This is a genomic window from Asanoa ferruginea, assembly GCF_003387075.1.
GTDB lineage: Bacteria > Actinomycetota > Actinomycetes > Mycobacteriales > Micromonosporaceae > Asanoa > Asanoa ferruginea.
In genome coordinates this window covers 431,170-445,906 of the sequence record NZ_QUMQ01000001.1, presented here as the reverse complement: position 1 = coordinate 445,906, position 14,737 = coordinate 431,170, and the positions used below count along the sequence as shown (strand labels likewise).

Here is a 14,737-nt window from a genome sequence, read left to right as displayed (position 1 = left end):
GAGCAGCCGCCTTGCCTTTCTACTCCTCTTCGGACGGTCGGAAGGTGAGGCCGACCGGCAGGTGTCCGGGCAACCGCAAACCGCGTTTGCGGGAGGCTCGCTCTGGGTGACGTTCGACAGAACGTAACGTGGGGGCCCGGGCAGTAAATGACGATAAATCGGTGCCAGTCGTTTCCGCGCCAGTGACGCGGATCACAGTTTAGCGGAGAGCGATTTCTCAGCGTCACCGCCGACCCGCCGCGCCCGGCCCAGTCGGTATCGTCAATGTGACACTTTTGGTGCTTAGCCGGCCACGTTACGTTGAACGCGTGACAAAACAGCGCCCGAAACCACTGGACGAGTGGGACTTCCGGGCGTTCATCGCGCTCGCCGAAGAGCGTTCCTATGAGGACGCGGCGCGCCGCATGGCCGGGCTGCACGGCGGTTACAGCCGCCAATCCGTGCAACACCGGATCGGCAAGATCGAAAACTATGTCGGCGAGCCGCTGGTCCGGCGCAACGTCGACCGCCGCTACCTGCTGACCCCGGCCGGCGAGCGGGTACTCCAGATCGCCCGCCAGGTCGTCGCCCTGCACGAGCGGATCGGCTCCGCCGCGGCCCAACCGACCGTCTGGACGCTGGCCTGCGGCCCACACCACACCCAGTTCGTCGCGCTCGCCGAAGACCGGCTGCGCACCGCCGAGGGCGACAAGCTCCGGGTCGAATACCTCTCCCAGCCCAACCGGGCCGAGCACCAGTTCTTCGGCGACCCGGTCGACCGGCTGCTGCGCAACGAGTTCCACCTGATCATCGGCCCGGCGGTGCGCCGGCCCGGCCTGCGCTCGACCCCGCTCTACGAGGCCCGCCTCGAGGCGATGATCGACCGCGACTACCCGGGCGACCGGCTGGCCCTCGCCGACCTGGTCCGCGACTACGAGGCGTTCCTCCAGCCGCGCGACGTGCGGGCCCGGCGGGTGCTCGAAGACGCGATCGCCGCCGCCGGCATCCCCGACCCCGATCCGGCGGGCCGGGTGGCGATGGAGACCTACGAGACCGCGACGAGCGTGATCCGGCTCCAGAGCGAACGCCGCCGCCCGGGCCACGGCCGGGGCCGGATCCTGGTCGTCCCGTCCGACGTGGCGCTGCCCTACAAGGTCGGCATGGTCTTCGGCGGCCGCGAAGCCGACCGGTTCAAGTGGGTGCCGATCCACGACGGCGGCGCGACGCTGCGGATGGAGACCTGCGTGACGATCCGCGACGCACACCAGACCGCGCTGCGCCCGGTGATCGACGCCCTCCGGGCCGGTGTCCACCACCTCGACCTGGGCCCGCAGGGGATATCCGGCGCGCCGCTCACTTTCGCCACACCCATCCCGTCGCAACGCACCTAGATCTCCAGGGGGTCCCGCCCGATGTAGCCTCCCGGAATGACCACGACCGGGGGCCGCACGCACCGGATCTACAGCGTCGTGGTGTTCATCGTGCTGGCGTCCCTCGACAACGTCGCGGTAGGCCTGATCCCGCCGCTCTACGGCTCGATCGCTGACTCGTTCGACGTGCCGCAGGGCCTGGTCGGCACCGTCACCGCGGTGTCGTTCCTGGTGAGCGCCGTAGCCTCGGTCGCCTGGGCCTATTACGGCGACCGGGGCAACCGCAAGCCGCTGCTGATGATCGGCACGGTGCTGTGGGCGGCCGGCATGACCGGCAGCGGCCTGGCCGGCACCTACCTGCTGTTCTTCGTCTCCCAGGTAGCCGCCGCGGTCGGCCTCGGCGCGGTCAGCTCCGTCGGCTTCTCGGTCGTCAGCGACCTGATCAAACCGAAGCGGCGCGGTCTGGTGATGAGCTTCTGGGGACTCTCCCAGGGCGCCGGCACGTTCTTCGGCACGCTGATCGGCGGGGTACTCGGCGCCTCCGACTGGCGCCGCCCCTTCTTCGTGCTGAGCGTCGTCGGCCTGGTAGCCACGGTCGCCTATTTCTTCACCTACGACATCCGCCGAGGCCAGAGCGACACAGAACTCGCCGGCGCGATCGCCGAGGGACACGACTACGACTACCGGATCAGCCGCAAGAGCCTGCCCTCGATCGTCCAACGGCGTACCAACGTCTGGTTGATCCTGCAGGGCCTACCCGCCCAGATCGCGTTCGGCTCGCTGGTCTGGCTGCCGGTCCTCTTCCGCGAAAGAGCGATCGACCAGGGCTATCCGGAACACACGGCGATCGTCGTCGGCAGCATCTTCGCCACCATGTTCCAGCTAGGCGGCGCCCTGTCGATCGTCGGCGGCCTGGTGGGCGACAAACTACAACGGCGCACACTGCGCGGCCGCGCACTGGTGTCGGCAGTCGGCATTCTGGCCGCCGTACCCCTCTATCTGGTCCTGTTCTTCCTGCCCTTCAAAATCGAAGTCCCGGCCGACGCCGGCTCCGGCGCGATCGTGGTGGCCGCCCTGAAGAGCGTCGTCACCGTGCCGTCGGTCGGCATCACGTTCCTGATCGCGATCGTCGCGCTGGCGCTGACCTCGGCAAACTCGCCGAACTGGTTCGCGTTGATCGCCGACATCAACCCACCGGAATACCGGGGCACGGTCTACAGCCTGGGCAACCTGACCAACGGCGTTGGCCGCGCAATCGGCAACGGCCTGATCCCGGTGGCGTTCGCGGTGCTCGCGTCGCATTACGCGTCGCCGCTGAACTATTCGGTCGGCCTCGCCGCGTTCCAACTCTTCTTCATCCCGACCGGCATCATGTATTGGCTCGCCTCCCGCAGTTCGCCCCGCGACATCAAGGGCCTGCACCGGCTGCTGGAAGAGCGCGCCGAGGTCACGGCCCACACTCCGATCGACGACGACGCGCAGCATCACACGCCTCGCTGATCAATCATTGGTCCGGAACAAGGCTGACTCGGGTCCGCGGTGGGCGCGACCGTTCCTCCCGCGAGGGCCCGCTCGCTGACGCTTCGCTTGCCAGGTCCGCACCCGGTCGCCCCCAAACCTCGATCAAGCCCCGCGCCGGACACTGGTGGGGGCCCGTTGGCCCGGCTCTTGCCCGGCCTGGCCGGCGTGGTCGTGCAACACGCACCAAGCGCCGGTCCTGGACCCGATCTGGGTGGGGGATCTGTTGAGTGGGCGATCGAACTTACAGGTCCGCCGCCCCGGTTCGGCCATGCGCGGGAGAGGGGAAGTCCGCTGCTGTGTTCGGTGCTGCGGACTCGTTGGGGTGAGCTGCGGCAGGTCCGCGCCCGAGTTGGGTTCCCGGATCCGATCTGGGGCGGGGGATCTGTTGAATGGGTGATCGGATTTACATATCCGCCGCCCTAGTTCGGCCGTGCGGGGGCGGAGGTCCACGGCTGCGGTTGTTGCCGCGGACTGGTTGGCGGGGGCCGCGGGGGTCCGCGCCCGGGTTGGGTTCCCGGATCCGATCTGGGGTGGGGATCTGTTGAGTCGGAGATCGAACTTACAGATCCGCCGCCCCGGTTCGGCCGTGCCCGGGAAAGCGGAGATCAACGCACGCCGAGGCCGCTGCCGCAGATCGGTTGGTGCCGGAGATCGAGGGCAACGCCCGCCGAGGCCGCAGTCGCAGAATCGGTTGATGCCGGAGAGCGGAGATCAACGCCCGTGTCCGGTGCCGCTGACGGGCTGGCGCGGGACCACGGAGATCAACGCCCGGCGTCGTCGGTTCCCGGATCGATCTGGGGTGGCGGATGTGGGCAATCGGAGATCAAACTCCCACATCCGCCGCCCCAGATCGGTCACGTTCGCGAGAACGGAGGTCAAGGCCCGGGTCCGCTGGCACTGGTCGCCTGGGTGCGGGGAGAGCGACGGTCCAGGCCTGGGTCCGCTGTCACCGGTCGGGTGGATGCGGGGAGAGCGACGGTCCAGGCCTGGGTCCGCTGTCACCGGTCGGGTGGATGCGGGGAGAGCGACGGTCCAGGCCCGGGTCCGCTGCGACCGGTCGGGTGGGTGGGGGGAGAGCGACGGTCAAGGCCGGGTTCGCTGCCACTGGTCGGGTGGGTGGGGGGAGAGCGACGGTCAAGGCCCGGGTTCGCTGCGACCGGTCGGCTGGTGGGGGGAGACCGACGGTCAAGGCCCGGGTCCGCTGCCACCGGTCGGCTGGGTGTGGAGAGCGACGGTCAACGGGCGGATTCCGATGTCGGCGCCGCCCTCGGGAACTGTGCACGCGCCCTTGGTCCAGCGTCGCGGGCGGCGGTGCCGCCGTCGCGGGCGGGGGTGCCGCCGTCGCGAAGGATGGGCGAGCGCCCCGGGTCTGGCGCCGCGGAAAGGGCGTTGCCCGAACGGGGTCAGCGCCGGGGGTTTCGCTACCGCGGGCCGAGGGTCCCGGGGCAAGCGGAGATTGACGCCCGGTGTCGTTGCGGCTGAGCCGAGTGTTACCCGCGAAGCGGAGGCCAATAGGTGCGCTGGCCTCCGCTTGGCTACGGCGGCGACGGGCTAGGTGTGCTGTCCAGGGAGGTTGGTCAAGGTTGTGTGACGAGACGATCTAGGTCTTGAAAGGGTGAGGCCTCCGGTCGTGAAGTGGAGCTGTCGAAGAACCGCTTCACCTGACCTGGAGGCCTCGTGGCACACGCTAACGCAGCCCTGACCCCGAAAGCACGCCTCAAACTCGCCCGCCTGGTCGTCGATGAGCGCTGGACGGTCTCCGCGGCCTCCCGCCGATTCGATGTCTCCTACCGCACCGCGAAACGGTGGGTCGACCGGTATCTCGCGATGGGAGCCGCGGGTATGCAGGACCGGTCCAGCCGCCCACTCCACACCCCGACCCGCACCCGCCGCGACCTGGTCCGCAAGATCGTGTACTTGCGGTGGCGGCACCGACTCGGCCCTGTCGCGATCGCCGCCCGTCTCGGGATGGCCGCCTCCACCGTGCACGCGGTCCTGGTCCGTGCCCGGATCAACCGGCTCTCCCACATCGATCGACGCACCGGTGAACCGATCCGCCGCTACGAACACGACACCGCGGGCGCCCTGATCCACGTCGACGTCAAGAAACTCGGCAACATCCCCGACGGCGGCGGCTGGCGATACGTCGGCCGCGTCCAAGGCAAGCGACACCGCGCCGCGACCACCGGCAAGCCCCGCAGCGCCTACCGCAACCCGAAGATGGGCACCGCCCACGTCCACACCGTCATCGACGACCACTCCCGCGTCGCCTACGCCGAAATCCACAACGACGAGACCGCCATAACCGCAGCTGCAGTCTTGACCCGCGCAGTGGCTTGGTTCGCCGCCCGCGGCGTCCGAGTGCAAAGGGTGCTGTCCGACAACGGCTCGGCCTACCGCTCCCGCCTCTGGCGCGAGACCTGCACCCAGCTCGGCATCACCGTCAAGAAGACCCGCCCCTACCGGCCCCAGACCAACGGCAAGATCGAACGGTTCCACCGCACCCTTAACGCCTGGGCGATCGATCGGTTCTACCCCACCGAACACCACCGCCGCGCGGCCCTACCCCGATGGCTGCACTTCTACAATCACCACCGACCCCACACCGCGATCGGCGGCCAGCCACCCATCACCCGCCTTACCAACCTGGCTGGACAGCACAGCTAGGCCAGCTTGGCCCAGACGGTGACGTCGGTCGGGACCTCGCGGCCGGCCAACGGCTCGCTGGACAGCAGGACCTCAGCCCCCTCCGGCAGGGGTGCCGGTGCTGAGCCGAAGTTGGTCAGGACCAGCACGGTGCCGTTGTGGAAGGCGACCACCTCGTCCGCCCCGGCCACCCACGTCAGTGCGCCGTCCCCGAGTTCGTGTGCGCGGCGCAACCGGAGCGCTGCCACATACATCTCGTACGTCGAACCCGGCACCCCCTGCTGCCGGTCCAGGGCGAGCTCGCCGAACACCGCCGGCTGTGGCAGCCAGGTCTTGTCGGTCGGGCCAAAGCCGAATGACGGCGCAGAACCCGACCACGGGATCGGCACCCGGCAGCCGTCGCGCCCGACCGACGAGCCCCCGGTGCGGAAGAACGTCGGGTCTTGGCGGACCTCGTCGGGCAGCGTGGTGTGCTCCGGGAGACCGAGCTCCTCGCCCTGGTAGAGGTAGGCCGACCCCGGCAGCCCGAGCATCAGCAGCGTCGCCGCACGGGCGCGGCGCAGGCCAAGGGCGGCATCGGGCTGCGGGTCGCCCGCCCCGATGCCGTTGGGGCGGACCTCGCCCACCGGCAGCCCGAGCCGGGAGGCGTGCCGGAGCACGTCGTGGTTGGAGAGGACCCAGGTGGTCGGCGCACCGACCGCGGCGCTCGCGGCCAGCGAACGCGTGATCACCGAGCGCTGGGCGGCCGCCGTCCAGGAAGCCTCCAGGTATTCGAAGTTGAACGCCTGGTGCATCTCGTCGGGGCGGACGTAGGCCGCGAGCCGCTCGGCCGGCTGCACCCACGCCTCGGCGACCAGGATGCGGTCGCCCGGGTAGCTGTCGAGGATTTTGCGCCAGCGGCGGTAGATCTCGTGTACGCCGTCCTGGTCCCACATCGGCGGCCGGGCGCCGCCCTCGGTGCCCTCGCCGGTCAGCGGGACCATCGGCAGGTGCCAGTCGGCCAGGTCGGCCTGCTTGACCAGGCCGTGCGCGACGTCGACCCGGAAGCCGTCGACGCCGCGGTCGAGCCAGAAGCGCAGGATGTCTTCGAACTCGGCGCGGACCTCCGGGTTGTCCCAGTTGAGGTCGGGCTGCGCCACGTCGAAGAGGTGCAGATACCACTGGCCGTCGGGGACCCGGGTCCAGGCGCCGCCGCCGAAGACGCTCTGCCAGCTGTTCGGCGGCTCGTCACCGGAAGGGCCGCGGCCGTCGCGGAAGACGTAGCGGTCGCGTTCGGGGCTGCCGGGTGCGGCCGCGAGGGCCGCCTGGAACCAGACGTGTCGCGACGAGGTGTGGTTGGGCACCAGGTCGACGATCACCCGGATCCGCCGGGCGTGTGCCTCGGTGATCAGCTTGTCGGCGTCGTCGAGGCGGCCGAAGATCGGGTCGACGTCGCGGTAGTCGGCCACGTCGTAGCCCGCGTCGGCCTGCGGCGACGGGTAGAACGGCGACAGCCACACGGCGTCGACGCCGAGGTCGGCCAGGTGGTCGAGCCGGCTGATGATGCCGGGCAGGTCGCCGATGCCGTCGCCGTCGGAGTCGGCGAACGAGCGCGGGTAAACCTGGTAGATGACGGCGTCGCGCCACCACTTCACGGTGTACTCCAAGCAATAGATTTCTAGGATTCCCGCGGCGGCGCCGTCGAGTCGCGGACGACCAGTTGGGTGGGCAGCACCACGGACCGGTCACCGTACTCGTCGACGTTGCCGCGCAGCGGGCCGAGCAGGGTTTCTGCCGCGATCCGGCCCTGCGCGGCGGCCGGTTGGGCGACCGTCGTGAGCCCGACCACACCGGCGACGTCGTGGTCGTCGACGCCGATCACGCTGACATCGTCGGGGACCCGCAGGCCGGCCGAGCGCAGCGTGGCGATCGCGCCCATCGCCATCTCGTCGGAGGCGGCGAAGATCGCGGTCGGCGGGTCGCCCCGGCGGAGCAGTTCCGCGGTGGCCTTGCTGCCGCCGGCGATGGTGAACGTGGCCTCGACGTCGAGCGCCGGGTCGGGCTCGATGCCCCGGGAGCGCATCCGTTGCTGGAAGCCGTGCCGGCGGTCGAGGTGGGTGGAGATGGCGAGTTCGTCGGTCGAGTCACCGGAGATGTGCGCGATCCGCCGGTGGCCGAGCGAGAGGAGATGGTCGGTGGCCGTGCGCGCGGTCGCGATGTCGTCGATCCGCACGCTCGGCCAGCCCGGCACCGGCGTGCCGGCACTGACCGTCACGCCGGGCAGCGCGAGGCCGGTGACCGCGGCGAAGTCGTTTTCGGCCAGTGGTGTCGCCACCAGCATCAGCGCGTCGACCCGTTTGTGCAGCGTGCTGGTGTAGAGCAGGCGCTGCCGGGCGTGCTCGCTGCCGCCGAGGTTGAAGAGCAACAGGTCGTAGCCGGCCCGGTGCAGCCGCTCTTCGGCGGCCTCGACGACGGTGCTGAAGAACCATGGCGTGATCCGTGGGACGACCACCGCGACCGCCCGGGTCTTGCCCCCGGCGAGCCGGGAGGCGCTGGGCGAGGCGATGTAGCCCAGCTGGGAGGCCGCCTCCAGCACCCGCTCCCGGGTCGATTGCGAGACCGTTGGCAGGCCGCGCAATGCCCGGGACACGGTGGCGGTGGAGACGCCCGCCAGCCGGGCTACGTCGTCGATCCTCGTCATGGTCCGTCACCTCACGTGCGGAAGGACGGTCACTGGCGGGAATCAGCCCTTGACGCTGCCGGTCAACAGTCCCCGTACGAAATAACGCTGTAGGGACAGGAAGACGATCAGCGGTATGACGATCGACACGAACGCGCCAGCCGTCAGGCGTTGCCACTCGCCGCCTCTCGTGCCGGCGAGGTCGGCCAGTCGCACGGTCAGCGGAGCCGTTTGTCGACCGCCACCCGAGAAGATCAACGCGACCAGCAGGTCGTTCCAGACCCAGAGGAACTGGAAGATCGCCAGCGACGCGAGTGCGGGGGTGATCAGCGGCAGCACGATGCTCCGGAAGATCTTCGAGTGCCCCGCGCCGTCGACCCGGGCCGCCTCCATCAGCTCGCCTGGTAGCTGCGAGATGAAGTTGTGCAGCAGGAAGATCGCGAACGGCAGCGCGAAACAGGTGTGCGCGAACCAGACCTGGATGAACTTCTGCTCCTGGTCGAGATCCCACGCCGGCATCAGCGTGACGCCACCGAGGGAGACACCACGGGAGAAGAAGCTCAGCAGGGGTACGAGCGCCATCTGCAACGGCACGATCTGGAGCGCGAAGACGACGATGTAGAGCCAGTCGCGACCGCGGAAGTTGATCCACGACAGCGCGTAGGCGGCCAGGGCGGCGAACGCGATCGGGAACAGCACCGACGGGATCGTGATGACCAGCGAGTTGATGAAGTAGAGGGCCAGCTGGCCGGAGGACGACGACCGTCCGAAGAGGACATCGTCGTAGTTCTGCAAGGTCAGGTGCGGGCTGGTGAAGAACGTCCACCAGCCGGTCGTCTTGATCTCGTCTTCGGGCCGGAACGACGACAGCAGCAGGCCGAACGTCGGCACCGTCCAGAGCAGCGCGATGACGATCGACACGGTCGTCGCGGTGCGGCTGGTGAGCTTCTTGCGCACCCGGCCGACCGCGGTGCGCGGTGGTGCTTCGTCGACGGTCTCGCCGGCGAGGACGGGGGTCGTGGTAGTCATTCTCAAACCTCCCGCTGGCGGCGCAGGTTGCGGATCTGGAAGATGACGATCGGGATGACCAGGATGAACAGGAAGACGGCGAGCGCGGAGCCCTGGCCGTTCTCCTGGTAACGGAAGGCCTGGTTATACATCTCGAGCGCGACGACGTTGGTGTCGTAGTTGCCGTTGGTCATCGTCCGGACGATGTCGAAGACCTTGAGCGTGGCGATCGTGATGGTGACGACCACGACGATCAGCGAGGGCCGGATGCTCGGCAGCGTGACCCGCCAGAACATCTGCCAGGGCGTGACGCCGTCGAGCCGGGCGGCTTCGACGATGTCGGCCGGGATCGCCTTGATGGCCGCCGACAGGATGACCATCGAGAAGCCGGCCTGGATCCACACCATGACGACGATCAGCAGCAGCGTGTTGAGCGGCGGGTCGAGCAGCCACTGCTGCGGCGTGCCGCCCACGGTCACCCAGAGCCAGTTGAGCAGGCCGATCTGGTCGCCCTCGCCGCGGTAGGCGTAGACGAACTTCCAGATGATGCCGGCGCCGACGAACGAGATGGCCATCGGCAGGAAGATCAGCGATTTGGCCACCGACTCGAACCGGGCCCGGTCGATCATCACCGCGTAGAGCAGGCCGACCGACGTGGCCAGCAGCGGCACCAGGATGACCCAGGCCAGGGTGTTGATCAGGACCCGGATGATGTCGTTCTCTTGGAAGATCCATCCGTAGTTGCGCAGGCCGACGAACTTCTCACCGTTGCCGTTGAAGAGCGACAGGATGATGGTCCGGATCGCCGGGATGACCAGGCCGATCAGCAGCAGCAACAGGGCGGGGATCATGAATGCGAGGCCCAGCAGGCCTTCGCGCTTCCTACGCAGCCCGCGCCGGGGCGGCGCACCGGGGGCGGCTCCGTCGGCCGGCGCCTCGGCGGCGGCGATGAGGGCGGCCTCGCGGCGCCGGGCGAAGAAGTTGGGCACGACGTCGAGCAGGAGCAGCAGTCCACCGACCACCACCACGAACGCGATTACGCCGTACAGCAACATCGTCAGCTTCGGCGCGAAGTCTTGGAACTCCATCCGCCCTCCAGGGATGTGAGCTTGTGACAAGGTGGTTTGAGTGAAACGGTGGCCGGCCCCGCGGGGCCGGCCACCGTTTCAAGGCCTTACTTGGGCCAGGAGTTCTCGATCTGGTTGAGCACCTCAGTGGTGCTCTTGCCGTTGATCCAGTCGACCATGCCCTTCCAGAACGTCCCGGCGCCGACGGCGGCGGGCATCAGGTCGGAACCGTCGAACCGGAAGACGGCGCTCTTGTCCTGGAGGATCTCGACGGCCAGCTTGTCGATCGGGTTGCCGACGTTGGCGATCTCCAGCTTGTTGTTGGCCGACACCCAGTTGCCGAGCTTGGCGCGGGTGTTGGCGGCCTCGCCGGAAGCCAGGTAGGTCTGCACCTTCTGGACCTCGGGACGGTCGGCGAACGCGACGGTGAACTCGCCACCGCCGAGGACCGGCTTGCCCTTGGCCGGGTCGACGGCCGGCAGGTAGAAGGCGAACACGTCGCCGTCTTCGGCGACCTTGGTGCCCTCGGGCCACTGGTTGGCGTAGAACGACGCCATCCGGTACATCGTGCACTTGTTCTCGAGGATCGGCGTGCCACCCTCCTGGAAGGAGGTGGTCGCGATGCTCTTGACGTCACCGAAGCCGCCGTTGACGTACTTCGGGTCCTTCAGGATCTTGCCCACCCGGTCGACCGCCGAGGCGACCTTGGGGTCGTTGAACGGGATGGTGTGGTTGACCCACTGGTCGTAGACGTCGGCGCCGGCGTCGCGGAGCATGACGTCTTCGATCCAGTCGGTGGCCGGCCAACCGGTCGCGTCACCGGACTCGATGCCCGCGCACCACGGCTTGATGCCGGCGGCAGCGATGGTGTCGCTGAGCGCGGTCATCTCGTCCCAGGTGGTCGGGACCTTCCAGCCCTTCTCGGCGAACAGCTTCGGCGAGTACCAGACGAAGGACTTGACGTTGGAGCCGAACGGCGCGCCGTAGAACTTGCCGCCGACGGTCGCGTAGTCGAGCCATTCCTTCGGGTAGTTGGCCTCGGCCATCGCCTTGGTGTCGGCCGAGGCCTCCTTGAGCTTGCCGGCATCGGCGAAGCGCTTGAGCAGGCCCGGCTGCGGGACAAAGGCGATGTCGGGGGCGTTGCCGCCGTCGACCTTCACCGGCAGCTGCGCCTCGAACTCGCCGCTGCCCTCATATTCGATGGTGATGCCGGTGCAGTCCTCGAACGACTTCCAGGACTCCTCGAGGAGGTCAGCCTCGGCGTCACGAATGGACGAGTAGATCGAAACGGTGGTGCCGTCACTGCCACTGTATTTGTCGAAGGCAGCGCACTCGGGTGAGCTGCCTGCGGTGCTGTCGCCGTCACCACTGTCGCCGCTGCAAGCGGCGGCGCTGAGGGCCAGCGCCAGAGTGGTGGCCAGCACGAGGGCTTGGCGAGGTCTGGTGGAGACCGCCATGCCGTCCTCCTTCCTTGCCGACGATCACGGGCGCGCTTGCCCGGTGCCGGTGTCGAATGTGGGCGTGTTCACATGCAAGCGCTTGCACGGAGGTCCGTCCAGATCGTGGAAGGCACGACGATGTAACAATCGAGAAACTTACAGAAAGAAATGCACCGTTGTCACCTAGACAAATATGGAAATGCCCGTCTGGAAACGCTCCAGGCGGGCATTTCGCCGTTCGACGGCACTACCGGACGCCTCGGGTCCGTCCGGCGGGACCGGTCAGAACGTCTCGCTGCCGGGTCGCAGCGCGACCGTGAACGGTGTCTCGGAGTGCCGACCGCCGGTGCTCGGCGGCGCCGGTGGGGCGGCGAACTCCTCCTCGGTCATCGCCTTGAGACCGCTGAACGCCATGCCGATCAGCGCCGCGGAGGAGATCAGGACGATGGGCACGAGCAGTTGCATGGGCGAAACGCCCTGGACGTGATGGATGCCGGACTCGTGCAGCCGGACGTGCAGCGCGGCCATGCCGGTGTAGTGCATGCCGCACACCGCAAGCGCCATCACCGCCGCGGCCATCGTGATGCGCGGCCAACTGCCGACCGTGACGGTGAACCACAGGGCCACCGTCGCCGCGACCACCGCGACGCCGATCGACGCGAGGACCAGCCGCGGGTCGTAGCTGATGTTGCCGTAGACCCGCATCGCGAGCATGCCGGTGTAGTGCATCGCGACCACGCCGATCCCGGTGACGAAGCCGCCGCCGATGATCCGCAGCCAGCGCCGCCGGCCGAAGCCGACGATGAACAACCCGGCGCCAACGGTGAGCACCGAGAGCGCGAGGCTCGACATGGTCAGGTAGGGGTCGTAGCGCAGCGGGCTGGCCGGCACGGAGAAGCCGAGCATCGCCATGAAGTGCATCAGCCAGATCCCGGCGCCGCCGATCGCGATCGAGGCGAGCACGAGCCAGCGGGTGCGCCGGGACCGTTGACGGGTCGCGCGTGCCCGCGCGGTGCACACCAGGCCGAGCAACGATCCGATGAAGGCCAGCAGGTAGGCCGCTATCGGGTTGAAGGCGCCATGTGCAAAGTGATGAATCTCTGCCACCTGGCAATCCCCGCACGCACGCCCGAAAAATCGACGCACAGAGTGTCCGGCTAATCACGCGCAGGCAAACAACCCGACGGATCGGGCTAACGCGACCGGGGTCGTCGACCGGTCCACCAGGGGTGGTCCGTGCCGACGACCCCGGACGGGTCGAGGGGATGGGGGGTGGGTGGGCCGGTGGTCACCGGCCCGGTAGGTCCGGCGTCAACTGAAGATGCTGACGCCGCCGGGGCCCACGAGCAGGCCGACGATGATGAGCACGACACCCCACAGGATCTGCCGCCGGAACAGCGCGAAGATGCCGGCGACGACGAGGATCACTGCGAGGATCCAAAGAAGTAGGTCCATGCAGATCAAATACCCGAGGGCGCCGGCCGAGAAACGTGTTCCGGAGCGAGGTTGAACACGCTGTACGCCTGTTTGATGACGGGGTGGGCCACATTGCGGACCCGGACCCCGCCGGGGGTGCGCCCGCGCTCGCTGCCGTGGTGCGCGTGCCCGTGCACGGCCAGCGCCGTCGGCGCCGAGTCGATCGCCTGCCCGAGCAGGTAGGACCCGAGGAACGGGTAGATCTCCAGCGGCTCGCCGGCGAGCGTGTCGGGCACGGGGGCGTAGTGGGTCAGCGCCACCCGCACGTCGCAGTCGAGGTCGCGCAGCGCCGTGCCGAGCCGTTCGGCGACGACGCCGGTGGTGCGCACGAACGCCTTCATCTCCGGCTCGCCGAACTCGCTTGCGCACCGGCCGGCGAACCCGCCACCGAAGCCCTTCACGCCCGCGACGCCGAGCCGGACGCCGTCGATGTCGACCACGGTGCTGTCGCCTTCGAGCACCGTGATGCCGGCGTCGGTCAGCGCGGCGAGCACGCCCGGCACCTCGTCGCAATGATGATCGTGGTTACCGAGCACCGCGATCACGGGTACGCCGAGCCCGCCGAACTCGGTGGCCACGCACTTGGCCTCGGCCTCGGTGCCGTGCCGGGTCAGGTCGCCGGCGAGCAGCAGCACGTCGGCCTGGCCGGGCAGCTCCTCCAGCGCGGGCCGGAACCGGCCGAGCACGTCGCGGTCGATGTGCACGTCGCCGACGGCAGCGATTCTGATCACGCGAGCTCCTCCGCCTCGGTCGGTGCGCCCGCCCGGGTCACCCCGATGTCGACCGCGAACGCGACGCCCGGAAACCGCTCGTGCACCAGCCGGACGATCTCGTCGCGCCGGTGCGGGCTCTCCACCTCGCCGCCCAGCACCAGCCCGGTGTCGGCGCGGACCACCGTGATGCCCTGCTCGGCGACGCCGAGATCCTCGGCCAGGGCGCGTTGCACCTCGGCCTCCGTGTAGTCGTTCATTCAGTCCCTCCGGTAACCGGGGTAGGGCACGACATCGAGCCGATCGAGCAAAACCAGAAACGCTTCGGCGTACGGCGACTGCGCGGTCTCCTTGCGTACCCGGTCCCAGTCGATCTGCTCGCGCAGCGAGCGGGCCAGCGGGAGGCCCCGGGCGAAGTCGCAGTAGTGCTGGGAGAAGCTGAGCAGCTTGTGCACCATCAGCCCGGTCGCGGAGAGCACCGGCATCTGGATCGCGTCGACCGTGCGGGTCACGGTGTCGCCGAATGTCTCGTCGGTCACCGGGCTCTCGATCGGGCGATGGATCAGGTCGACCAGGTGGCCGTCTTCGTCGTAGACCTTGACCAGCCAGTCCTCCGGCGGGCGCTCGGCGGTGAAGCCGGCCTCGACCAGCGCGGCCAGCGACCGCTCGGCGTCCTCCTCCTTGATCAGGAAGTCGACGTCGTGGTCGCTGGAGTGCCCACCGTGCGCATACACGGCGAAGCTGCCGGCGAGCGCGAACGGAATCTCCTCCTGCTTGAGGACGGCCGCGACCCGCTTGAGGGTCAGCAGCAGCGAATCGTCCCCGTGCGATGCCATGTGGCCTCTCCCGTCATGTCAGGAAC

At 68.8% G+C, this 14,737-nt stretch carries 13 protein-coding genes; 3 read left to right on the top strand and 10 right to left on the bottom strand.

What is annotated here, in order from left to right; all coding sequences use genetic code 11:
* Nucleotides 1-308 precede the first annotated feature (308 nt).
* The 3 genes from DFJ67_RS02190 (at nt 309) to DFJ67_RS02180 (ending at nt 5,537) form a co-directional block, all read left to right on the top strand.
* Complete coding sequence (locus DFJ67_RS02190) at nt 309-1,370, top strand: LysR family transcriptional regulator (protein ID WP_147315393.1); 1,062 nt, start codon at nt 309-311, stop codon at nt 1,368-1,370.
* 36 nt (nt 1,371-1,406) lie between these two features.
* Nucleotides 1,407-2,849: an MFS transporter gene (locus DFJ67_RS02185; RefSeq protein WP_116066310.1), complete on the top strand. Its 1,443-nt coding sequence runs from the start codon at nt 1,407-1,409 to the stop codon at nt 2,847-2,849.
* A gap of 1,698 nt (nt 2,850-4,547) precedes the next feature.
* Nucleotides 4,548-5,537 (top strand): IS481 family transposase, encoded by a 990-nt coding sequence (locus DFJ67_RS02180; RefSeq protein ID WP_116066309.1) that lies wholly within the window; start codon nt 4,548-4,550, stop codon nt 5,535-5,537.
* Here DFJ67_RS02180 and DFJ67_RS02175 read toward each other — a convergent pair.
* From DFJ67_RS02175 to DFJ67_RS02135, 10 genes are all read right to left on the bottom strand, one after another.
* The gene (locus DFJ67_RS02175; protein ID WP_203784299.1) at nt 5,534-7,162 is read right to left on the bottom strand and encodes a glycoside hydrolase family 13 protein; all 1,629 of its coding nucleotides are present in this window, start codon (nt 7,160-7,162) and stop codon (nt 5,534-5,536) included. The genes DFJ67_RS02180 and DFJ67_RS02175 overlap by 4 nt on opposite strands.
* Before the next feature lie 11 nt (nt 7,163-7,173).
* Nucleotides 7,174-8,196 carry a LacI family DNA-binding transcriptional regulator gene (locus tag DFJ67_RS02170; protein WP_116066307.1) on the bottom strand — a complete coding sequence of 341 codons (1,023 nt, stop codon included), beginning with the start codon at nt 8,194-8,196 and terminating at the stop codon, nt 7,174-7,176.
* A 42-nt stretch (nt 8,197-8,238) separates the two neighbouring features.
* On the bottom strand, nt 8,239-9,204 hold the full coding sequence (locus tag DFJ67_RS02165; protein WP_116066306.1) for a carbohydrate ABC transporter permease: 966 nt from the start codon (nt 9,202-9,204) through the stop codon (nt 8,239-8,241).
* A 2-nt stretch (nt 9,205-9,206) separates the two neighbouring features.
* Nucleotides 9,207-10,271 carry a carbohydrate ABC transporter permease gene (locus DFJ67_RS02160; protein ID WP_116066305.1) on the bottom strand — a complete coding sequence of 355 codons (1,065 nt, stop codon included), beginning with the start codon at nt 10,269-10,271 and terminating at the stop codon, nt 9,207-9,209.
* Between the two features lie 86 nt (nt 10,272-10,357).
* Nucleotides 10,358-11,707 (bottom strand): ABC transporter substrate-binding protein, encoded by a 1,350-nt coding sequence (locus DFJ67_RS02155; RefSeq protein WP_116066304.1) that lies wholly within the window; start codon nt 11,705-11,707, stop codon nt 10,358-10,360.
* 264 nt (nt 11,708-11,971) lie between these two features.
* On the bottom strand, nt 11,972-12,796 hold the full coding sequence (locus tag DFJ67_RS02150) for an MHYT domain-containing protein (protein WP_116066303.1): 825 nt from the start codon (nt 12,794-12,796) through the stop codon (nt 11,972-11,974).
* A 204-nt stretch (nt 12,797-13,000) separates the two neighbouring features.
* Nucleotides 13,001-13,144, bottom strand: coding sequence for a GPGG-motif small membrane protein (locus DFJ67_RS42500; protein ID WP_170215717.1), 144 nt, complete (start codon nt 13,142-13,144; stop codon nt 13,001-13,003).
* A 5-nt stretch (nt 13,145-13,149) separates the two neighbouring features.
* Nucleotides 13,150-13,896 (bottom strand): metallophosphoesterase family protein, encoded by a 747-nt coding sequence (locus DFJ67_RS02145; RefSeq protein WP_116066302.1) that lies wholly within the window; start codon nt 13,894-13,896, stop codon nt 13,150-13,152.
* Nucleotides 13,893-14,135 carry a hypothetical protein gene (locus tag DFJ67_RS02140; protein ID WP_116066301.1) on the bottom strand — a complete coding sequence of 81 codons (243 nt, stop codon included), beginning with the start codon at nt 14,133-14,135 and terminating at the stop codon, nt 13,893-13,895. Before DFJ67_RS02140 ends, DFJ67_RS02145 begins: the two co-directional genes overlap by 4 nt.
* The gene (locus DFJ67_RS02135) at nt 14,136-14,711 is read right to left on the bottom strand and encodes a nucleotidyltransferase family protein (protein WP_116066300.1); all 576 of its coding nucleotides are present in this window, start codon (nt 14,709-14,711) and stop codon (nt 14,136-14,138) included.
* Nucleotides 14,712-14,737 lie beyond the last annotated feature (26 nt).